The following is a 21069-nucleotide window of genomic DNA, read 5'->3' on the forward strand; positions in this document are numbered from 1 at the left end:
GTCACAGGGCTGTCATCTCACCGGTGTCGTCGAGGTTGGCCCGCCGGATCTCCGGCCGCCACAGGTCGGGTCGGGCCGGTTCCCGTACCCCGATGCGCAGCGCCTCCAACTGGGCGGCGAAGGCCAGCCCGCCGAAGAGCGCCATCCCGGTGAGGTTGGCCCACAGCAGCAGCGCCATCATCCCGGCCAGTGCCCCGTAGGTCTGTCCGAACCCGTCGCTGAACGCCACGTACGCGGCGAGCAGGAGGCTGGCCAGCCACCACAGGACGGTGGCGGTCCCGGCCCCGAAGAACAACCAGGACAGTCCGGGCTGGCGGCGGCGGGGCGCGTACCGGAACAGGACCGCGACCGCGATCACCGTCAGTCCGAGGCTCAGCGGCCACCGGATCACGTCCCAACCGGCGTCGAGGCCGCTGCCCCACCGGTAGTGCCGCTGCACCGAGTCACCCATCGGCCCGCCACCGACCAGGATCAGGAACCCGACGAGGGCCGGCAGACCGGCGGCGGCGGCCAACGCCGCGGCGCGCAGGTACTTCCAGAGTGCGGGGCGGTCACGCTCCACCCCGTAGATCCGGTTGGCGCCCCGCTCGATCTGCGCCATCGTGCTCGTCAACGCGAGCAGCCCGGTGATCAGGCCCAGGGTGAGCGCCAGCTCGCCGGCGCGTTCGGTGCGCTCCCCCTCGCCGAGCAGTTCCTTGACCATCGCCTCGCTCGCGCCGGGGGTCAGCGCCAGCACCGTGTCCGCGACGACCTCCCCGCCCTCCTCGACGCCGAGTTCACTGATCAGACCGGTGAGGGCGATGAGGAACGGGACCACGGCCAGGCAGAGCTGGAGAGCGAAGGCCCGGGAGTGGCTGAACCCGTCGCCGTAGCGAAACCGGACGAAGGCGTCGCGCAGCAACGCCCACCCGCCGTGCCGACGCAGGGTGTGCCAGGCGTCGTCGGCGGAGAGTTCCTCGTCGGGCATCAGCCGGGTCTCCGGCACCAGGCGGGTGCTACTCACCGCGGGTCTCCTCGATCAGCTCCTCCCCCCGCTCGCTCGCGGCCTCCGCGTCGGTGCTCAGGTCCGGCGCCTCCTGCGGCTGGGGTACGCACAGCCACAGCGCCTCGGGCCGGACCTCGGCACGCAGGGACCGCCCCGGCTCGATCAGGTCACCGTCGAGTTCCCGGGGCTCGGCCCGGTTGCTGGTGATCTCGATCCGGCGCCCCCGGTACACCTCCATCCGGGGAACCCGTTCCCGGCGTCGTACGACAGCCCAGCCCAGGGCGACCCAGTGGCGCAGACTGTGGGGGGTGAGCACGGCGACGTCGAGGCAGCCGTCGTCGGGCTTCGCGTCGGGGAGCAGACGTACCCCGCCCTGGAGTCGACCCACGTTGGCGATCAGCACCGACCGGGCCCGACGGCGCAGCGGGGGCCGGTCGTCGATGGTGACGGTGACCCGCATCGGCCTGTCGCGCAGGTTGCGCAGCGCCCCCACCACGTACGCCGGCCACCCGATGCGCGCCTTCGTCGTCTCGGAGGTGTCGGCCAGCATCTTGGCGTCGAAGCCCATCCCGGCCATCACAGTGAAGTAGCGGTCCTCCACCGCTCCGACGTCCAGCCGACGCCGGCCGCGCTCCACGGCGACCTCCAACGCGGCGGGCAGGTCGACGGAGAGGCCGAGGTTGGCGGCGAGCAGGTTGCCGGTGCCCTGGGGCAGGACGGCCAGCGCCACGTCGGTGCCGACCAGCGCGCTGACGCAGGACATCACCGTACCGTCGCCGCCGCAGGCGAAGACCACCTCGGCGCCCGCCGCGACCGCTTCCTCGGTCTGTCCCCGCCCCGGGTCCTCGGGGGTCGTCTCGTACCACCGGGGGGCCGGCCAGCCGGCACCGGTGAGGGCCGCGTCGACCGTCTGCCGAAGGTCGTCGAGGTCGGTCACCTTGGCCGGGTTGACCACCACTGCCGACCGGGGTCCCGGCCCTGTTCCGGCGTCCTGTCCACCTGTCACCGCGTCAGTGTGCAGCACCCGGGCGGGTTCGGCACTCCGACCGGAACCGCCGACGGCGGGGGTCTGCGGGGGTAGGCTCACCTGAGAGGCAGCGGCGCCCCGGGAGGTGATGCCGGATGTCCGCACCCGACGGGTCGGCGGCGGTCGTGGCCGGGATCGGTACGACCGGGGAGGACCTTCCGGTGGTCCGGCTGGCCGCCCAGGAGGCCGTCACGCACGGCCGGGCGTTGGCCCTGCTGCACGCCTTCAACTGGGCCGCCTCGACGCCCCAGCCCACCACCATCGGTCCCCGCGCCGAGGCCGAACAGCTCATCGACCGCGCTCTCGTCGTCGCCCACCAGGTCAGCTCGGCGCTGCCAGTCGCCGAGGAGATCGTCGAAGGCGACGCGGTGGTGGCGCTGATCCGCCGGTCGGCGTCGGCGTTCCTGGTGGCCGTCGGCGACGGCGGCATGACCGACTGCGGCCGGTGCGTACCGGCGGACACCCCGGCGGTGCAGGTGGCCGCCCGCGCCGACTGCCCGGTCCTGGTGGTCCGCCGTGACCCGCCCCCGCAGGGGCCGCTGCTGGTGGGGGTGGACGGCTCGCCGAGTTCCCGGGCCGCGCTCGGTTTCGCCTTCGACTGCGCAGCCAACAGGTCCGCCCGGATGCTGGCCGTCCGGGTGGTCGAACCGGACCGGCCCGCCGACACCGGGGAAGGGCTGGCCGAGATCGTCGCCGGGTACCGACAGCGGTACCCGACCGTCGGCGTCGAGTGCCACACCGTCCACGGCGACGCCGAGACGGTCCTCGTCGAACAGTCCCGCTCGGCGCAGCTGACGGTGGTCGCCGCGCGGGGTGACGAGCCCCGGCGGGGAATGCTCGGCCCGGTCGCGCAGACGCTGATCTACCACTCACCGGCCCCGGTGCTCGTGGTCCGGGGGTTGACCGACTCCGCACCCGGAAGGGGCTGACCGGCATGGACGCCGCGCTGGACCCGCCCTCCCCGCTGACCTCCGACGAGCTGTACCGGTTGGACGCGTACTGGCGGGCGGCGAACTACCTGACCGTCGGGCAGATCTACCTGCTCGACAACCCGCTGCTGCGCGAACCTCTGCGCCCCGAACACGTCAAGCCCCGCCTGCTCGGACACTGGGGCACCAGCCCCGGGTTGAACCTGCTCTACGCCCACCTCAACCGGGTCATCGTGCGACGTGACCTGGACGCCGTCTTCGTCACCGGCCCGGGGCACGGCGGGCCGGCGCTGGTGGCCAACACCTGGCTGGAGGGGACCTACAGCGAGCTGTACCACTCGGTGAGCCGCGACGGGGCGGGCATGGCCAGGTTGTTCCGCCAGTTCTCCTTCCCCGGGGGCATCCCGAGCCACGTCGCACCGGAGGTGCCGGGCTCCATCCACGAGGGCGGCGAACTCGGGTACGCCCTCAGCCACGCCTACGGGGCGGCGTTCGACAACCCGGACCTGCTGGTGGCCTGCGTGATCGGCGACGGGGAGGCGGAGACCGGCCCACTTGCCGGCAGCTGGCTGTCGAACGTCTTCCTCAACCCGGCCCGGGACGGGGCGGTCCTGCCGATCCTGCACCTCAACGGGTACAAGATCGCCAACCCGTCGGTGCTGGACCGGATCGGCCCCGACGACCTGCACCAGCTGATGCGCGGCTACGGCTACCAGCCGTACCTGGTGGAGGGCGACGATCCGACGACGGTCCACCAGAGCCTCGCCGCCACCCTGGACCGGGTGGTCGACGAGATCGCCGCCGTCCAACGCCGGGCCCGCACCGGCGGCGACGGGGGACGACCCCGCTGGCCGATGATCATTCTCAGGACGCCGAAGGGCTGGACCGGACCCCGGGAGGTCGACGGCGTGCAGGTCGAGGGGACCTACCGCGCCCACCAGGTCCCCGTCGCCGGGGTCCGCAACGACCCGGAACACCTCGCCGAGTTGGAACGCTGGCTGCGCAGCTACCGCCCGCAGGAGCTGTTCGACGCCACCGGCGCCCCCGTCGCCGAACTGGCCGCCCTGCCGCCGACCGGTGCCCGCCGGATGAGCGCAAACCCGGCCGCCAACGGTGGCAGCCTGCTGCGCGACCTCACCCTGCCGGACTTCCGTGACTACGCCGTGGAGGTGCCCACCCCCGGCCAGCCGGCGGCCGGGGCGACCGGGGCGCTCGGCCCCTGGATCCGCGACGTGATCACCGCCAACCCCCTGACGTTCCGGCTCTTCGGCCCGGACGAGGTCGCCTCCAACCGGCTCGGGGCGGCGTTCGAGGTGACCGACCGGGCGTTCGTCGGTACGACCGTGGCCGGCGACGACCACCTCTCCCCCGACGGCCGGGTCATGGAGGTCCTCTCCGAGCACCTGTGCCAGGGCTGGCTGGAGGGGTACCTGCTGACCGGCCGACACGGCGTCTTCACCAGCTACGAGGCGTTCGTCCACATCGTCGACTCCATGGTCAACCAGCACGCCAAGTGGCTGAAGGTGACCCGGACGATCCCCTGGCGACAGCCGGTGGCCTCACTGAACTACCTGCTCTCCAGCCACGTGTGGCGGCAGGACCACAACGGCTTCTCCCACCAGGACCCCGGGTTCATCGACCACGTGGTCAACAAGAAGGCCGAGGTGGTCCGGGTCTACCTCCCCCCGGACGCCAACACCCTGCTCTCCACGATGGACCACTGCCTGCGCAGCAGGCACTACATCAACGTGGTGGTCGCCGGCAAGCAACCGGCGCCGAACTGGCTGACGATGGACGAGGCGATCCAACACTGCCGACGCGGCCTGGGGATCTGGCAGTGGGCCGGCAACGACACCGGCACCGAACCCGACGTGGTGCTCGCCTGCGCCGGGGACGTACCGACCCTGGAGACCCTCGCCGCCGTGGACCTGCTCCACAGGCACCTGCCGGACCTGCGGGTACGGGTGGTCAACGTGGTCGACCTGATGCGGCTGCAACCCCCCTCGGAGCACCCGCACGGCCTGCCCGACGACGAGTTCGACACCATCTTCACCACCGACCGACCGGTGATCTTCGCCTACCACGGCTACCCGTGGTTGATCCACAGGTTGACCTACCGCCGGACCAACCACGGCAACCTGCACGTACGCGGCTACAAGGAGGAAGGCACCACCACCACCCCCTTCGACATGGTGATGCTCAACGACCTGGACCGCTTCCACCTGGTCATCGACGTCCTCGACCGGGTGCCCGGGCTGGCCGTCCGCACCGCCCACCTGCGTCAGGAGATGGTCGACGCCCGCCAGGCGTGCCGCGACCACACCCGCCGGTACGGTGAGGACGACCCCCGGGTCGCCGAGTGGCGCTGGGTCCGCGAGACCGACCCGACGAACAACTGAGCAGACCGGGAGAACCGAGGCGTTGAGCAGACCGGGAGCACCCATGGACGACCAGGAGATCGTGGTCGGCTACGACGGATCGGCCGACGCCCGTGTCGCCCTGGACTGGGCCCTCGACGAGGCGACCCGCAGCGGACGCCCGGTCCGCCTGGCGTACGTCTTCGAGTGGTTGACGGTCACCGACTGGCTCGGCCCCGGGACCACCCCCGGAACGTGGCCGGACGAGACCGCCCGCCGGGAGGTCGAACAGCAGGTCCGACACGATGCCGCAGAGGCCGCCGCCCGACGACCCGGCCTGCGGGTGCAGGGCGACGTCCTCGACGGCCCGACCGCCCTCGTCCTGTCGGAACGGTCCGCGCGGGCCGCCCTCCTGGTGCTGGGCAGCCGGGGACGCGGCGGGTTCAGCGGGCTGCTGGTCGGCTCCACCGCCGTCACCGTCAGCGCCCACGCCGCATGCCCGGTGGTGGTCGTCCGCGAGGACGCCGAACGTCCCGCCCCGACCGGCGCCCCGGTCGTCGTCGGCTTCGACGGCTCGCCCGGGTCACTGCCGGCCCTCGGCTGGGCCGTGGAACGCGCCGCCGGGCTGGACGTCCCACTCCGGGTGGTCCGGGCCTGGTCGCCGATGCAGTACCGCACCCAGGGATTCGAGGCCGAAGAGGCCACCGCTGTCGAACGGGCCGACACCGACGAGGCCCTGGCCCCCTGGCGGGACCGCCACCCGCAGGTACGCGTCGACGTCGAGGTGAGCGCGGGCAGCCCCGGTGCCCTGCTGTTGGCGGCGGGTCGGGGCGCGCAGGTCGTGGCGGTGGGCACCCGGGGTCGCGGCGGGCTGCGCGGGATGCTGCTCGGGTCGGTCAGCCAACAGATGATCAACCACGCACCCTGCCCGGTCGCCGTGATCCGGCAACCGTCGGAGTGAGCGGGGCGGTTCGGGGAACAGGAGTAGCGGGACCCGCCGTTCCGGGTCGAAGGACCCGGTCCCGGTGGACCGTTCTCCCCTGCGGACCCCACCGGCGGTCGACGACCATGGAGACGACCCGCCCCGACACGGCGGCACGCCGGGGCACGACGGCAGGAACGGAAAGGTCGTGACGATGAGCCACCAGACACCGGGTACCGACAGCTCACTCGTCGACGCCCTCACCGAGGCCGCCGCGACGGCAGGTCACGCCCCGTCGGTGCACAACACCCAGCCGTGGCGGTGGCAGGTCCGGCCCGACGCCCTGGAGCTGCACGCCGTCGCCGACCGGCAGCTCACCGCCACCGACCCGCAGGGCCGACTGCTCGCCCTCAGCTGCGGTGCCACCCTGCACCACGCCCGGGTGGCGCTGGCCGCCGAGGGCTGGACGCCCGTCGTCGACCGCCTGCCCGACCCGGACCGGCCGGACCTGCTGGCCCGGTTGACCGCCCTGGGTCACGAGGGTGCCGACCCGGCCGCCATGCGGGCCGTGCAGTGCATGCGGATCCGACACACCGACCGACGGCCGGTCAGCGAGGACCCGGTACCCGACGCCGCCGTCGAGGAGATCGTCCAGGCCGCCACCGCCGAAGGGGTCCACCTGCACGTCCTCGACCGCGACCAGGTCCTGGCGCTCGCCGCAGCCGCCTCCCACGCCGACACCGTCGAAGCCGAGGACCCGCAGCTGCGCGAGGAACTCGCCTACTGGACCAGCCGGGCCGACACCGGCACCGGGCTGCCCCCGGAGGTGCTGCCCGAGCAGACCCCGCAGACCACGGTCCCGGGCCGTGACTTCGGCCGCCCCGGCACCCTCCCGGTCGGGCCGGGACACGACCGGGCCGCCCGGTACGCAGTGCTCTACGGCGACGAGGACGAACCCGTCGACTGGCTACGGGCCGGGGAGGCGCTCTCCGCCGCCTGGCTGACCGCCACCCGGCTCGGGGTGTCACTGGTCCCGCTCTCCGGGGTGGTGGAGATGCCCGGCACCCGGCAGACCCTGCGGCAGCTCCTCGCCGACCTCGGATACCCGTACCTGGCGCTGCGGATGGGGCTGGCCGACCCGGAGCACGCCGGACCACCCCACACCCCGAGGCTGCCCGCCACTCAGACCGTCGACACCTCGGCGGTACGCGACCCGCAGGGGTGACCCGGTCGACGGAACGAACACCTGCTCACGTTCCGGCGTCGTCACCTCATCTCAGCGGGTGACCGGCGGTAACATCCCCCGGTGCCCTCCACCGCACCCGACTCGGACCACGACCACACCACCCCGTCGTTGGGTCTGAGCCCCCTGTCCCGGGTCCGCCTCGACGAACTCCTCCAGGAGATGCTCGACCGGGTCGGCGAGGTGGTGGCCAGCCGGGAACGACTGCGGGCGCTGCTCGACGCGGTGGTCGGCATCAGCACCGACCTCGACCTGCGCAGCACCCTGGAACGGATCGTCAGGTCCGCCTGCGAACTGGCCGGAGCCCGCTACGGGGCGCTCGGCGTCATCGGCCCAGACCGGATGCTGCACGACTTCATCGTGCACGGCATCGACGACGAACTCCGCGCCCGGATCGGCGACCTCCCGCACGGGCGGGGCGTCCTCGGCCTGCTGATCGACGACCCCCGCCCGCTGCGCATGCCGGACATCACCCAACACCCCCGCTCGTACGGCTTCCCCGCCAACCATCCCCCGATGCACAGCTTCCTCGGCGTCCCGGTCCGCATCCGCGACCAGGCCTTCGGCAACCTGTATCTCGCCGACAAGCAGGGCGCCGCCGAGTTCACCGAGGACGACGAGGAGATCGTGGTGGCGCTCGCCGCCGCCGCCGGGGTCGCCATCGAGAACGCCCGGCTGTACGCGCTCGCCCACCGTCGGGAACGCTGGCTCGCCGCCACCGCCGAGATCACCTCGGTGCTGCTCGGCGAGGTCCGGCGTACCGACGCCCTCACCCTCGTCGCCCGGCGGGCCCGGGAGGTGGCCGAAGCCGAACTGGCGCTGGTGCTCCTCTACGACGAGGACGCCGGCCAGTTCACAGTCGAAGTGGTCGACGGCGCCGACGAGCACGCCTTCGACCTGGTCGGCACGGTGATGCCCGCCGCCGAGACCACCTTCGCCGGGTCGGTCACCGACCGCCGCCACGAACTGCTGGCCAACCTCGCCGAGGCGGCCCCCTGGCCGGTGCCGGTCACCACCGGCCCCGCCCTGATCTCCCCCCTGGCCGCCGCCGACACCCTGCACGGCGTCCTGGTCATCGCCCACGCCCCGGAACGGGGCGTCCAGATCACCTCCGACGACGACGTGGCACTGTTGGGCAGCTTCGCCGGGCAGGCCGCACTCGCCATGGAACGCGCCCGGGGGCAGGAGGAACGGGAACTCCTCGTGGTCCTGGAGGACCGGGAACGCATCGCCCGGGACCTGCACGACGTGGTGATCCAGCGGCTCTTCGCCACCGGCCTGCAACTCCAGAGCGCCGCCCCGATGAGCACCCGCCCCGAGGTCACCAGACGGGTCAACGCCGCCGTCGACGACCTCGACGCCACCATCCGCGACATCAGACGGACCATCTTCGAGCTGCGTACCCCGATGAGCGCCGAGTTGCGGACCGAGATCCGCGACGCGGTCGCCGCCGCCACCCCGGCCCTGGGACACCGCCCGGCACTGGAACTGACCGGCCCGATCGACAGCGCCGTGCCCGACGCGGTCCGCCCCGACCTGACGGCGGTACTCCGCGAGGCCCTCTCCAACGCGGTACGCCACGCCGAGGCCGACCGGGTGTCGGTCGCGGTGACGGTGGCCGACGGCAGGTTGACGGTGACGGTCACCGACGACGGGATCGGAATGGACCCCTCCGCAGCCCGCAGCGGCCTGGTCAACCTGCGGGAACGCGCACACCGCCACGGCGGGGAGTTCACGGTGACCCCGGCCGACCCGCACGGGACCGTAGTGCACTGGAGCGTCCCGCTCTGACCGGCACGGCACCGGCCACCGTCAGGGGCGCTGCCCCAGCAGCCGGGTGGCCAGGACCGCCGCCTGGGTACGACGTTCCAGCCCCAGCTTGGCCAGCACACTGGAGACGTAGTTCTTCACAGTCTTCTCGGCCAGGAACATCCGTCCGGCGATCTCCCGGTTCGTCAGCCCCTCGGCCACGTACTCCAGGATCCGTCGCTCCTGCTCGGTGAGGGACTTCAACTCCCGGGGCTGCTCCACGCCGTTGCGGATCCGCTCCAACACCCGGGTGGTGATCGCCGGATCGAGCAGCGACTGCCCGGCCGCCACCCGCCGCACCGTGTCCACCAGGTCGGTGCCCCTGATCTGCTTGAGCACGTACCCCGCGGCGCCGGCCATGATCGCGGCGAAGAGCGCCTCGTCGTCCTCGTACGAGGTGAGGATCAGGCCCTTGATCGACGAGTCGACGGCCCGGACGTCCCGACACACGTCGATGCCGTTGCCGTCGGGCAGCCGGGCGTCGAGGATCGCCACGTCGGGCCGGAGCGCCGGAATACGGCGGGCCGCCTCCGGGGCGGAGCCGGACTCGCCGACCACCTCGATGTCGCCGCTGCTGGTCAGCAGGTCGGCCAGGCCACGACGGACGACCTCGTGGTCGTCGAGAAGGAACACCCGGATCATTCCTCGTTTCTACCCGGCCGATCCCGGCTCCGCACGGGCCGAAGGTCCCGGCCCCCGTCCGACACCGGCGGTGAGACCCGGTACGACGGGACGTCCGGCCCTGCCCGCCACCGGCCCGAACGGGGCACCGTGACTGTGGAAGGGAGCCTCACCATGGACACCGGTTTCACAGTCGACCACCTGCGGGCCGCCGTCCGGGACGCCGTCCGCGCGCCGTCGTTGCACAACACCCAGCCGTGGCGGTTCCGGCTGCACGACGGCGGGATCGAGGTGGCGGTCGACCCCCTGCGTCGCCTTCCGGTGACCGACCCGTCCGGCTGGGGTGCCCGGCTCTCCTGCGGGGCCGCCCTGTTCAACCTGCGGCTGTCCCTGGCAGTGGCGGGCCGACCGGCCCGGGTACGGCTGCGCCCGTACCCGAACGACCCGGAGGTGGTGGCCCGGCTGGTACCGGACCGCCCCCGCCCGCCGACCCCGGCGCAGCGGACCCTGCACGCGGCGGTGCCCCGGCGGTTCAGCAACCGCGCCCCCTTCGGACCCGACCCGGTCCCGGCCGATCTGCGGTGGCGGCTCGGCGAGGCGGCCCGGGCCGAACGGTGCTGGCTGGAACTGGTGATCGGGGTCAGCGCGGTGAACGCGTTCGCCGAGATCGCGCACACCGCCCACCGGGTCCTGCACCGCGAGGCCGCCTACCGGGCCGAACTGGCCGACTGGGTACGGACCGGACCGGCCGACGACGGGGTCCCGGCCGCCGCCGGTGGCCCGGTGTCCCAGCCCCAGGACCTCCTACCCACCCGGGACTTCGGCGACCGCGACCGCGCCCCCGGCCGGGACTTCGAGGCCGAGCCCCTGGTGGCGGTGCTCGGTGCCCCCGGCAACACCAGCGTCGACCAGATCCTCGCCGGGCAGGCCCTGCAACGGGTACTGCTCACCGCCACCGACGCCGGGCTCTCCGCGTCCCTGCTGTCCCAGCCGATCGAGGTGCCGGGTGCCCGGGAGGTGCTGCGCCGGTCCCTGGGCCGGTTCGGGACCCCGCAGATGGTGTTGCGGGTCGGCTACGGCCGACCGGGGTGGGCGACCCCCCGCCGGGACGTCGACGAGGTGGTGGACCTCCTGGTCGACCAGGTGTGAGGCCGACGCCGCAACGACAACGGCCCGGGAGGGACCCCGGGCCGACTGCGGACGTTCTGATGATCGATGGTGGGCGATACTGGGTTTGAACCAGTGACCTCTTCCGTGTCAAGGAAGCGCGCTCCCACTGCGCCAATCGCCCGTGGGGCCGAACCGGAATCACCGGCTCCGGCAACGGTCTCCCCTGTGGGGGAAGACCACGAGCGGACGACGGGATTCGAACCCGCGACCCTCACCTTGGCAAGGTGATGCGCTACCAGCTGCGCTACGTCCGCGTGCCACCGATCGGTATCGGTGACGGCACCAACTGTACCCGATCCCAAGATCAGGCGTCGCCCACCCCCGTCCACCGGGATTGCCCCGCTCGCCGTCGGGGTACTGGATCCATCGACAGCACACCGCACCCCCGAAGGAGGCTGTCGTGGGAATCGGAACGAGCATCTTTCTGATCGCGGTCGGAGCGATCTTCACCTTCGCCATGGACGCCACCGTCGGCGGCGTCGACCTCGACGTGGTCGGCTGGATCCTGATGGGCGCCGGCGTGCTGGGGCTCATCATGACCGGGCTGATCTGGGGACGCCGCCGTCAGGTGGTCGCCGCCCCGGCCGCGCAGCCGTACGTCGAGGAGCGCCGCGACCCCGCCCCGCCGCTGTAGGGGCGCACCGCCGCTGGGCGCGGGGCCATATGCTGGTCCCGCCCCTGTCGGCCCGCACCACCGGAGGTCGTCGCGTCCAGGCAGACCGGTCGTCAGGTCGTCGCGTCGAACCGTCGGGCGCGACACGACTACGACATCCTCAAGACCTACGAGGCGGGCCTCGTCCTGGCCGGCACCGAGGTCAAGTCGCTGCGCGAGGGGCGGGTGTCACTGGTGGACGCCTTCGCCCAGGAACTCGACGGCGAGCTGATGCTGCACGGCCTGCACATCGCCGAGTACGGCTACGGCACGTGGACCAACCACCAGCCCCGGCGCACCCGCAAACTGCTGCTGCGCCGGGTGGAGATCGACCGGATCCTGACCCGGCTCCGAGAGGACGGGACCGGGCTGACCCTCGTGCCGCTGTCGATGTACTTCGCCGGCGGCTGGGCCAAGGTGGAACTGGCCCTGGCCAAGGGCCGCCGCTCGTACGACAAGCGGCAGGCGCTCGCCGAACGGGACGCCAACCGGGAGATCGCCAGGGAGTTCGGCCGGCACCTCAAGGGCCGACGCCGCTGACCGTCCGGAGGCGGGCGGGGGCGGGTGACAGCGGGAACCGCAAGCGGTTCGGTGCAGCTCCCCCGAGGAATCCCGAAACTGCCGAAAAGCAGCGAGGCGGTTCACCGGTTGTCCGGTGAACCGCCTCGCTGCGCTGGTGGGCGATACTGGGTTTGAACCAGTGACCTCTTCCGTGTCAAGGAAGCGCGCTCCCACTGCGCCAATCGCCCTCGTTCTTGCCGAGGTGGAGACGGGATTTGAACCCGTGTACACGGCTTTGCAGGCCGTTGCCTCGCCTCTCGGCCACTCCACCGAGGTTGCCCCTGTCGTGGCGGCATCTCCGAGCGGACGACGGGATTCGAACCCGCGACCCTCACCTTGGCAAGGTGATGCGCTACCAGCTGCGCTACGTCCGCACGTCTTCCGGTGTTCCCGGGTGACGGATGGGAACTTTAGCCGAGCCCGGGAAGGGTTGCCAAATCGGGGGCGAATTCCGGCGCGGCGGAGTCGGGCCAACTCCGCCTAGAGCTTCCTAGGAGGATGGGTAGGGGCCGGTGGTCGGTCGGGGTGGAGTGGTGGCGGTGCCATCGACGGGAGCCCATCGGAGGATGACGGGTTCCCCTGAGCACGGGGCGCGAACAAACCGACAAACTTGAATGAACCTCGGGGTTCGGTCAGTCCAGGCAACATCACCCGGGCGGTAACTGTTTGTGCACGAACGGATAGGCTACGGTAACGCCGTGACGAGACGCGCGGTCGAAATCCGGCTGGATGCCCTGCTGCGTACGGCCTGCGACGTGATCGCCGAACGGGGCCTGGCCAACACCCGGACAGCCGACGTTGCCCAGGCCGCCGGGGTCAGTCAGGCGCTGGTGTTCTACCACTTCGCCACGAAGGACCGACTGGTGGCGCAGGCGTACGCGTACGCGGCCGAGCAGGATCTGGCCCGGTTGGACGCAGTGGTCCGCTCCGCCGCACCACCCCTGACCAAACTGAAGCGGATCCTGCGGCTCTACCCGCCGACCGGCCGGAGCACCTCCTGGGCGATGTGGATCGACGGGTGGTCGGAGTCACTGCGTACCCCGGAGTTGGAGAAGGTCTCCCGCCGCCTCGACCTGCGCTGGCGCACGGACCTGGCGGCGGTGATCTCCGCCGGGGTGGCCGACGGCACCTTCGAGTGCACCGACCCGGACGGCGCGGCCTGGCGGATCAACGCGGTGATGGACGGCCTCGCCGTGCAGTTCGCAGTGCACGACCGGGTCATCTCCCGTCGCCAGTTCACCGAGTGGATCCGGCTGGTGGCAGCGCGCGAACTCGGCCTCGATCCGTCCCGGTTGGACTGACGAGGCCGGACCGGAAGGCGACGGACCGAGGGACCGACGGAGACCGGACCGAAAGCCGACGTACCGACGGCAGCCGGACCGAGGAAGACCCGAGGAGACCCGGCCGAGGGCGTCGACGCTGTCAGCGGCGGGCGGGGCGCCAACGTTGCGCACTGGCGGGACGCTCCCACCGTTGCCGCAGCGCCGCCCGGTCGTCCGGATCGACCGAGACGGTCAGGTCGTTCGGCTCGTCCGGGGCACCGGCCGGGCGCATCAGGTGCCGCAGGCGCAGCAGCAGACTGACCCCCAGGAACAACAGCAGGCCACCGAGGAGGAAGGCGGCGTGCACCACGCCGAAACCGCCGCCGGTCTGGGCGGCCGGTCGGCCCGCAGCGCCCGCCGAGACGTCGTTGCTGTCGGTGGACTCGATCGGTTCCTCGGCCGGGATCGTCGCCTCGACAGTCGGTTCGAGACTCGGCTCGACAGTCGGTTCCACAGTCGGCTCCGGCGTCGGCTCCGGCTCACGCGGGGCGGCGGTGGTCGGCTCCGGGCGTCCGCCCGCCCCGAACACCGACCGGGTGGCGGTCTGCCGGGACAGCAGCCGGTTGTTCACGTCGTAAGCCTCGGCGGCCAGGCTGATCCGGCCCGGCCCGACGTCCCCGGTCACAGCCAGCCGGTAGGTGGCGGTCACCGTCCGGTCCGGGCAGCTGACCCCCGGGTCGAGCTGCCTGTCGGTCACCCGGGCCGTCGAGCCCTCGGTCCGGACCGACACCGGGAAGGAGCCGGTCTCCTCGATCCGGTCCACCCGGACCTGGTCGAGCCGCAATCCCTGCACCTGCAACACCATCGACCAGCGGACCTTGACGCATCCGCCGTCCCGGTCGGTCCGGGCCACCACTGCCTCGATCGTCTCCACCCGGCCGTCGGCGGTGAACTCCTGCGGCACACCGCGCAGTTCGGTGCCGAACGCCGCCTGCGCCGGCAGGGCCATGGCCCCCTGCACGCCCGCGAGGCAGGCCAGCACCACCCCGACCCGTAACGCGTACCGCCACACCGTCACCACTCCCTCGTGCCTACCGGGTCCTGTCCAGTGATCAACGCTAGGAGCGGACCCGACCCGGCGGTAGACGGGCGTGTTCGCACGCACAGTGAAGTAGAGGGGCCCCTTTCACCGACAGTGGTGAACCCTTCACCCCCCACCCGTGACACGCCCGGGATCCCGCACCGGGCACAATCGGGGCATGCCCGACCTGTCCGCGACCTTCGTCCGGCTGCACGCCCGGCTCGCCCCGGTGGCCTTCGTCCCCGAGGTACGCCTGCACCAGGCCGACGAGCCGATCGGGCTGTGGGAACTGACCGAGGGCGAGTTCCACAGCGCCCAACCCCCACCGTTCTGGGCCTTCGCCTGGGCCGGTGGGCAGGCCCTGGCCCGCTACGTCCTCGACGAGCCGACTGTGGTCGCCGGCCGCCGGGTGCTGGACCTGGCCGCCGGGAGCGGCCTGGTGGCGATCGCCGCCGCCCGGGCGGGCGCGGCAGCAGTCCGGGCCGTCGAGATCGACGAGCGGGCGGTGGCCGCCGTCGCGCTCAACGCCGAGGCCAACGGGGTACGCGTCACCGCCGACCACGCCGACCTACTCGAATCCGACACCGCCGACACCGACGCCGAGGTGATCCTCGCCGGGGACGTCTTCTACAGCGAGGCGATGGCGAACCGGATGCTGCGGTTCCTGCTCCGGTCGGCACGCTCCGGGGCGCGGGTCCTGGTCGGCGACCCGGATCGGGCGTTCCTGCCCCGGGAACGGTTCCGGGAGTTGGCGACCTATGAGGTGCCGGTCCCCCCGGCGTTGGAGAGCGTACGGGTGAAGCGCACCACGGTGTGGGAGCTGAACCCGGCCCGGCCGGGCGCCTCCCGCTAGCGTGTCGGAGTGCTGTTCAGCAGCTGGACGGCGGTCGCCGGTCCCCCTCCCCCGGGTCTGACGAGCGCGCCCGGGACCGACGGGGCCCGGACGGGGTGGCCCGACGTGGCGGTGGTCGCCGACCACGTGGGGGTCGAACATCTGGTGGTGACCCGGCACGCCCTGGTCCGGCAGGTCCTCGCCGACCCGGTGACCTACCGCCCGGACAACGCCCTGGACGCGGTGACCCCGGTGCCGGTGGCGGCCCTGCGGGTGCTCGCCGAACACCGGTTCCGGCTACCGCCCACCCTGGCCAACAACGCCGGGGCGAGCCATCCGGCGATCCGGGCGATAGTCGCCGACGCCCTGCACCCGTCCCGGGTCGAGGCCCAGCGTCAGTGGTTGACAGGGGTGGTCCGGCGGCGGGCCGCCGGGATCGCCGCAGCCCTGGCCGTCGGGGGTGAGGTCGACCTGCACGCCGAGGTCGCCGCCGACCTGCCGCTGCTGGCCCTCGCCCGGCTCGTCGAGTTGCCGGACGCCCCGGTCGGCGTGGTCAAGGACTTCGCCCGGGCCGCCCTGGAACTGTTCTGGGCCCCGGTGGACGCCGACCGGCAGCGGGTCCTCGCCGCCGAGGTCGGACGCTTCCACCTGGTGTTGAGGGAGTTCGCCGCCACCGGGGGCGGCCTGGTGGCCCGGCTCAGGGCCGCCGGACACCCGCCCGACGTGGTGGTCGGCGCGCTCTTCTTCCTCCTGGTCGCCGGGCAGGAGACCACCTCCCAGTTCCTCACCCTGCTGCTGCACCGGCTGGCCGGTCACCCGGGGGTCGTCGCCGGTCTCCGGCGGGGTGAGGTGTCGGTGGCCGACGTGGTCGAGGAGGGGCTTCGGCTGGAGCCGCCGATCGTGACGTGGCGGCGGGTGGCGACGACCGGGACCCGGCTCGGGTCCACAGTGGTGCCTGCGGGAAGCAGCGTCGTCCTCTGGCTCGGCCGGGCCGGCCGCGACCCGGCGGTGGTCGCCCACCCCGACGACCTCGTACCCGGGCAGCGGGGTTCCCGCCGGCACCTGGCCTTCGGCGTCGGCGCGCACCGGTGCGTCGGAGCGCAGTTGGCCCGGATGGAGGCGGGCGTGGTGGTCGAGGAGGTCGCGCCGCTGCTGTCCGGGGCGACTGTGGTCCGGGCCCCCTGGTACCCGGACAATCTGACCTTCCGGATGCCTGACGCCTTCGTGATCCGCCGACCCCGCTGACCGGCGAGGCCGATCAGCCGGCGTCCTCGGCCCAGGCCCGCCAGTCGTCGAGGACGCCGTACAGGGCCGGGGTCAACCAGCCCGGGGCGGAGCGGCGGAACACCCCCGGGTCGATGGCACCCGCGCCGTCGGGCAGCGCGCCGAGCAGATCCGGTACCAGGTCGGTGAGGTTGGTCCAGTGGACAAGTTCGGGCTCGGCGGGCCACGCCCCGATCACGATCCCGGCCGGTACCGCCCGCCGGTGCAGCGCCTCCAGCGTCAACGCGGTGTGGTTGAGGGTGCCCAGCCCGGCCCGGGCCACCACCACCGCCGGGGCGTCCAGGGAGACCGCCAGGTCGGCCACCGTCCAGGGCTCACCGGAGGGGCGTACCCCCATCGGGACGAGCAACCCACCGGCCCCCTCGATCAGCACCAGGTCGTGCTTGTCGGCCTCGGCCCGGATCGCGTCGACGGCGGTGTACAGCTCCAACGGCTCCAGCTCGGCGACCCGGGCCGCAGCCAGGGGTGCGAGGGGGTCGGGAAAGCTCGCCAGCGTACGGCCGGTCATTGGCGCGGCCAGCCGGTTCACCTCGTCGAGGTCGGTCGGGGTGCCGTCGGCCGTACCCGTCTGGCCGGGTTTGACCACCGCCACCCGCAGCCCGGCGGCCTGCGCGGCGGCGGTGATCGCGGCGGTCACCACGGTCTTCCCCACGCCGGTGTCGGTGCCGGTGACCAGCACCGGCCCCTGCCAGGGCGCGGTCACGACGGCACCGTGGCGCACGATCCGGAACGGTCCGCGCCGGCCTCGGTGGGACCGCCGGGTGGCGCGCAGTCGACGACGACCTCCAGTGCCCTGTCGAAGTCGGCTCGGGGCACCCCCGTGTTGATCGTCAGCCGCAGCCGGGACCTGTCGTCAGGCGTCGAGGGCGGCCGGAAACAGCCCACCGCAACGCCCCGGTCGGCACAGTCGGCGGCCCAGGCGGTGGCGGCCTGCGGGCTCGGGGCGGTCACCGACACCACTGCCCCGTCCGGCACCGGAACCGTCAGACCGGCGGCGCGGAGGCGACGGACCACGGCGGCGGCCCGGTCGGCGAGTTCGGCGCGCTCGTCGTCGGCGTGCTGCGCCAACCGCACCGCGGCGAGCACCCCGGCGGCGACGGCGGGCGGCAACGCCGTGTCGAAGATGAAGGTCCGTCCCGTCTCGACCAGGTGCCTGACGAACCCGGCGGGACCCGCCACCACCCCACCGGCACCGCCGAGCGCCTTGGACAGGGTCGCGGTGACCACCACGTCGGGTTCGCCGGACAGCCCCGCCGCCGCCACCCCGCCGGCTCCGCCGGGGCCGAGGACACCCACCGCGTGGGCGTCGTCGACGAGCAGCAACGCCCCGTACCGACGGGCGACGGCGTGCAGGTCGGCCAGGGGGGCGAGGTCACCGTCGACGGAGAAGACCGACTCGGTGACGACCACCGCCGGTCGGCCGGGCGCGGCGGCCAACGCCCGGGCCACCGCCGCCACGTCGGTGTGCCCGGCCACCACCGTCTCCGCCCCGGACAGGCGGCACCCGTCGATCAGCGAGGCGTGGTTGTGGGCGTCACAGACCAGGAGGGTACGCGGACGCACGAGACCCCTGATCGCACCGAGGTTGGCCAGGTAACCGGAGGAGAAGACGAGGCTTGCCTCGACGCCGAGCCAGTCCGCCAGAGCCGTCTCCAACAACTGGTGCGCCTCGGTCGAGCCACGGACCAGTCGGGACCCGGCGGCACCCAACCCGTACCCGGTCAGGGCCTGCGCGGCGGCGGCGACGACCTCGGGGTGGGTGGCCAGGCCGAGGTAGTCGTTGCCGGCCAGGTCGACCACCGCGTCGTCGACGGGGCGAGGTCGCAACCGTCGGGTGAGCCCGGCCCTCGCCCGCAGTTCGGCACGACGATCGAGGGCCGCCAGCCAGTCCGCCACCGTCACTCCCCTCACCGTCCGTCGGGCGAAAATTACCACCCGGCCGCCCCGGACCGGCGTGGCGTGGAGGCCACCCCGCCGTCCCCGGGCGCGTCGCGTACGCGAGCCCTGGTGGGCGCGGAGGGTGGTCGGCGGCGGCGTTCCCGCCGCCTCGGGGGCCTTGTAGGGTACGAGCCATGGCAGAAATCCTCGATCAGGCTCGGGCGCAGGTGCTGGACGACGGCGTCGGCCTGGACGAAGCCGGCGTCCTCGCCGTTCTCACCCTGCCCGACGAGGACCTCTCCGCCACTCTGCAGCTCGCCCACGAGGTGCGGATGCGCTGGTGCGGCCCGGAGGTCGAGGTCGAGGGCATCGTCTCGCTCAAGACCGGCGGATGCCCCGAGGACTGCCACTTCTGCTCCCAGTCGGGCCTGTTCACCTCGCCGGTCCGGTCGGTCTGGCTCGACATCCCGTCGCTCGTCGAGGCGGCGAAGCAGACCGCGGCGACCGGGGCGACGGAGTTCTGCATCGTCGCCGCCGTACGCGGGCCGGACGCCCGGCTGATGAAGCAGATGCGCGAGGGGGTGGCCGCCATCAAGGCGGAGGTCGACATCCAGGTCGCCGCCTCGCTGGGGATGCTCACGAAGGAGCAGGTCGACGAACTCGTCGACATGGGCGTACACCGTTACAACCACAACCTGGAGACCTGCCGGTCGTACTTCCCCAACGTGGTCACCACCCACTCGTGGGAGGAACGCTGGGAGACCCTCCGGATGGTGCGCGAGTCCGGGATGGAGGTCTGCTGCGGCGGCATCCTGGGCCTCGGTGAAACCGTGGAGCAGCGGGCGGAGTTCGCCGCCCAGCTCGCCGAGCTGAACCCGCACGAGGTTCCGCTGAACTTCCTCAATCCCCGCCCGGGTACTCCCCTGGCCGACCGTCAGGTGGTCGAGGGGAAGGACGCGCTGCGGGCCATCGCCGCGTTCCGCCTGGCCATGCCCCGCACCATCCTGCGGTACGCGGGCGGCCGGGAGATCACCCTCGGTGACCTCGGCACCCGGGACGGGCTGCTCGGCGGCATCAACGCGGTGATCGTCGGCAACTACCTGACCACGTTGGGCCGTCCGGCCACCGACGACCTTCGGCTCCTCGACGACCTGAAGATGCCGGTCAAGGCGCTCTCCGAGACCCTGTGACGGGGACCGGGCACGTGGCCCCACTGTGGTGTGACAGGTGTGGCGAGCCGGCGGCGACCGGCACCCATCCGACCTGTGCGTCCGCCAGGTCGCTGGAGCCGCCACGGTTCTGTGCCCGGTGCCGCCGCCGGATGAAGGTGCAGATCCTCCCGGCCGGATGGTCGGCGGTCTGCGTCGAACACGGCGACCTCCGAGGCTGACCCACCCCGCCCGTCGCACCTCCGCGCCTCTCGCACCCTCCACACCTCTCGCGCCCTCGCGCTCTCCGCGCTTGTCGCCGCGAATTTCTTCTCGCCGGAAACGGTCGACTCACCCGTGACCAGCAACTATGGGTGGCCGCACTCGCGCTCGGCCCGGACGCGTTCCTCGCCGGAGTGACAGCGGCAGCCGAAGCGGGCGTACGCGGGCTGCGCCAGGAACCGCTGCACCTGCTGGTTCCCGCTGCCCGGCGACCGGGGCGGGGGGTGCTGCGTTCGATGCCGATCGACATGCCTGCGGTGCTGGTGCACCGGACGGCCACCCTTCCCGAGGCGCACGTGCAGAACGCCCGGCCGATGCGTACCACGACGGCTCGCGCCCTGGTTGACGCGGCGGGTTGGGCGCGGACCGAGGCTGAGGCGGCGACGGTGCTGGCGGCGGGTTGTCAACAGCGTCGGGTCCGGCCCGAGGAGCTACGGAGGGTGCCGCAGGAGCTGCCCCGGACAGCCCGACGGGGGCTGGTCAGGCAGATCGTCGCCGATCTCGAGGGCGGGGCCGAGGCGCTGTCGGAGATCGACTTCCTCCGGCTGTGCCGACGGTACGGGCTGCCCCGCCCCGGGACTCAGCACCGCCGGGCGGACGTCGACGGGCGGACCCGCTGGCTCGACGCGTACTGGCCACGGTGGCGGCTACAGGTGGAGATCGACGGCGCGCACCACATGGACGTACACCACTGGGCTGCGGACATGCAGCGGCAGAACGACGTCTGGGCGGTGGGCGACCGGATCCTGCGGTTCCCGGCCTGGCTGGTACGACCCGCCCGGACGAGGTGGCGGCGACAGTGCGGCGGGCCCTGACCGCCGCCGGTTGGCGTCCCACCTGAACGACGACCGGGCCGGAGGCCGACGGACGACCGGGCCGGAGGCCGACGGACCGCCGGGCGGGCCGTCGGCCGACAGCGGGACGAATCGGATCCGACCTTCGGCCCCGCGCGGAGGTGGGCCGGAGATGGACCAGAAGCTGGCCACCCTCCGGGCCGGCCGGAACACACCGGAAGCACGGACTCTT

19 protein-coding genes, 5 tRNA genes and 1 pseudogene are annotated in these 21069 nt (G+C 72.8%); 14 read left to right on the top strand and 11 right to left on the bottom strand.

Features of this window, described 5'->3' with window-relative positions; genetic code table 11:
* Position 1: 1 nt before the first annotated feature.
* Positions 2-1003: a YihY/virulence factor BrkB family protein gene (locus ABT336_RS07395; RefSeq protein WP_350895667.1), complete on the bottom strand. Its 1002-nt coding sequence runs from the start codon at positions 1001-1003 to the stop codon at positions 2-4.
* The gene (locus ABT336_RS07400) at positions 996-1991 is read right to left on the bottom strand and encodes a diacylglycerol/lipid kinase family protein (RefSeq protein WP_350895668.1); all 996 of its coding nucleotides are present in this window, start codon (positions 1989-1991) and stop codon (positions 996-998) included. The genes ABT336_RS07395 and ABT336_RS07400 overlap by 8 nt, the downstream gene beginning before the upstream one ends.
* A 116-nt stretch (positions 1992-2107) precedes the next feature.
* Between ABT336_RS07400 and ABT336_RS07405 the strand changes: the two genes are divergently transcribed.
* From ABT336_RS07405 to ABT336_RS07425, 5 genes are all read left to right on the top strand, one after another.
* Positions 2108-2941, top strand: a complete 834-nt coding sequence (locus tag ABT336_RS07405) for a universal stress protein (protein ID WP_350895669.1) — start codon at positions 2108-2110, stop codon at positions 2939-2941.
* Between the two features lie 5 nt (positions 2942-2946).
* Positions 2947-5340, top strand: a complete 2394-nt coding sequence (locus ABT336_RS07410) for a phosphoketolase family protein (protein ID WP_350895670.1) — start codon at positions 2947-2949, stop codon at positions 5338-5340.
* A 43-nt stretch (positions 5341-5383) separates the two neighbouring features.
* Positions 5384-6259, top strand: coding sequence for a universal stress protein (locus ABT336_RS07415; protein ID WP_350895671.1), 876 nt, complete (start codon positions 5384-5386; stop codon positions 6257-6259).
* 175 nt (positions 6260-6434) lie between these two features.
* Positions 6435-7445, top strand: a complete 1011-nt coding sequence (locus ABT336_RS07420; protein WP_350895673.1) for an Acg family FMN-binding oxidoreductase — start codon at positions 6435-6437, stop codon at positions 7443-7445.
* 135 nt (positions 7446-7580) lie between these two features.
* Positions 7581-9254, top strand: a complete 1674-nt coding sequence (locus tag ABT336_RS07425; RefSeq protein WP_350895703.1) for a GAF domain-containing sensor histidine kinase — start codon at positions 7581-7583, stop codon at positions 9252-9254.
* Between the two features lie 21 nt (positions 9255-9275).
* Here ABT336_RS07425 and ABT336_RS07430 read toward each other — a convergent pair whose 3' ends face one another.
* Complete coding sequence (locus ABT336_RS07430) at positions 9276-9914, bottom strand: response regulator (protein ID WP_350895674.1); 639 nt, start codon at positions 9912-9914, stop codon at positions 9276-9278.
* 153 nt (positions 9915-10067) lie between these two features.
* On the opposite strand from ABT336_RS07430, the gene ABT336_RS07435 reads away from it, so the two are divergent.
* Positions 10068-11042, top strand: a complete 975-nt coding sequence (locus ABT336_RS07435) for an Acg family FMN-binding oxidoreductase (protein WP_350895675.1) — start codon at positions 10068-10070, stop codon at positions 11040-11042.
* Between the two features lie 67 nt (positions 11043-11109).
* Here ABT336_RS07435 and ABT336_RS07440 read toward each other — a convergent pair.
* Positions 11110-11184: transfer RNA gene (locus ABT336_RS07440), tRNA-Val, on the bottom strand.
* Positions 11185-11244: 60 nt separating this feature from the next.
* A tRNA-Gly gene (locus ABT336_RS07445) sits at positions 11245-11317 on the bottom strand.
* A 146-nt stretch (positions 11318-11463) separates the two neighbouring features.
* Between ABT336_RS07445 and ABT336_RS07450 the strand changes: the two genes are divergently transcribed.
* Both ABT336_RS07450 and smpB read left to right on the top strand, forming a co-directional pair.
* Positions 11464-11697: a DUF6458 family protein gene (locus tag ABT336_RS07450; protein ID WP_350895676.1), complete on the top strand. Its 234-nt coding sequence runs from the start codon at positions 11464-11466 to the stop codon at positions 11695-11697.
* A gap of 27 nt (positions 11698-11724) precedes the next feature.
* Positions 11725-12255, top strand: a complete 531-nt coding sequence (smpB, locus tag ABT336_RS07455; protein ID WP_350895704.1) for an SsrA-binding protein SmpB — start codon at positions 11725-11727, stop codon at positions 12253-12255.
* 134 nt (positions 12256-12389) lie between these two features.
* On the opposite strand, the gene ABT336_RS07460 is transcribed toward smpB, so the two are convergent.
* From ABT336_RS07460 to ABT336_RS07470, 3 genes are all read right to left on the bottom strand, one after another.
* Positions 12390-12464 (bottom strand) — tRNA-Val (locus tag ABT336_RS07460).
* 12 nt (positions 12465-12476) lie between these two features.
* Positions 12477-12547, bottom strand: a tRNA-Cys gene (locus ABT336_RS07465).
* Between the two features lie 30 nt (positions 12548-12577).
* Positions 12578-12650: transfer RNA gene (locus ABT336_RS07470), tRNA-Gly, on the bottom strand.
* 324 nt (positions 12651-12974) lie between these two features.
* Between ABT336_RS07470 and ABT336_RS07475 the strand changes: the two genes are divergently transcribed.
* On the top strand, positions 12975-13577 hold the full coding sequence (locus ABT336_RS07475) for a TetR/AcrR family transcriptional regulator (protein ID WP_350895677.1): 603 nt from the start codon (positions 12975-12977) through the stop codon (positions 13575-13577).
* A gap of 121 nt (positions 13578-13698) precedes the next feature.
* Here ABT336_RS07475 and ABT336_RS07480 read toward each other — a convergent pair whose 3' ends face one another.
* Complete coding sequence (locus tag ABT336_RS07480; protein WP_350895678.1) at positions 13699-14619, bottom strand: hypothetical protein; 921 nt, start codon at positions 14617-14619, stop codon at positions 13699-13701.
* A gap of 178 nt (positions 14620-14797) precedes the next feature.
* Here ABT336_RS07480 and ABT336_RS07485 point away from each other — a divergent pair, with 178 nt between their 5' ends.
* Together ABT336_RS07485 and ABT336_RS07490 are read left to right on the top strand one after the other, a co-directional pair.
* Positions 14798-15472 (top strand): class I SAM-dependent methyltransferase, encoded by a 675-nt coding sequence (locus ABT336_RS07485; protein ID WP_350895679.1) that lies wholly within the window; start codon positions 14798-14800, stop codon positions 15470-15472.
* Positions 15473-15481: 9 nt separating this feature from the next.
* Positions 15482-16696, top strand: coding sequence for a cytochrome P450 (locus ABT336_RS07490; RefSeq protein WP_502891128.1), 1215 nt, complete (start codon positions 15482-15484; stop codon positions 16694-16696).
* Between the two features lie 13 nt (positions 16697-16709).
* On the opposite strand, the gene bioD is transcribed toward ABT336_RS07490, so the two are convergent.
* Together bioD and ABT336_RS07500 are read right to left on the bottom strand one after the other, a co-directional pair.
* Positions 16710-17414 (bottom strand): dethiobiotin synthase, encoded by a 705-nt coding sequence (gene bioD / locus ABT336_RS07495; protein ID WP_350895706.1) that lies wholly within the window; start codon positions 17412-17414, stop codon positions 16710-16712.
* Between the two features lie 83 nt (positions 17415-17497).
* A pseudogene (locus ABT336_RS07500) lies at positions 17498-18631 on the bottom strand (8-amino-7-oxononanoate synthase); the annotation flags it as partial.
* A gap of 176 nt (positions 18632-18807) precedes the next feature.
* On the opposite strand from ABT336_RS07500, the gene bioB reads away from it, so the two are divergent.
* From bioB to ABT336_RS07515, 3 genes are all read left to right on the top strand, one after another.
* Positions 18808-19803 (top strand): biotin synthase BioB, encoded by a 996-nt coding sequence (gene bioB, locus ABT336_RS07505; RefSeq protein WP_350895680.1) that lies wholly within the window; start codon positions 18808-18810, stop codon positions 19801-19803.
* Positions 19800-20003 carry a biotin synthase auxiliary protein BsaP gene (gene bsaP / locus ABT336_RS07510; RefSeq protein WP_350895681.1) on the top strand — a complete coding sequence of 68 codons (204 nt, stop codon included), beginning with the start codon at positions 19800-19802 and terminating at the stop codon, positions 20001-20003. The genes bioB and bsaP overlap by 4 nt, the downstream gene beginning before the upstream one ends.
* Positions 20004-20135: 132 nt before the next feature.
* Complete coding sequence (locus ABT336_RS07515; protein ID WP_350895682.1) at positions 20136-20858, top strand: putative endonuclease domain-containing protein; 723 nt, start codon at positions 20136-20138, stop codon at positions 20856-20858.
* Positions 20859-21069 lie beyond the last annotated feature (211 nt).

Source organism: Micromonospora sp. NPDC000207 (genome assembly GCF_040300925.1).
In the GTDB taxonomy this organism is placed as follows: Bacteria; Actinomycetota; Actinomycetes; order Mycobacteriales; family Micromonosporaceae; genus Micromonospora.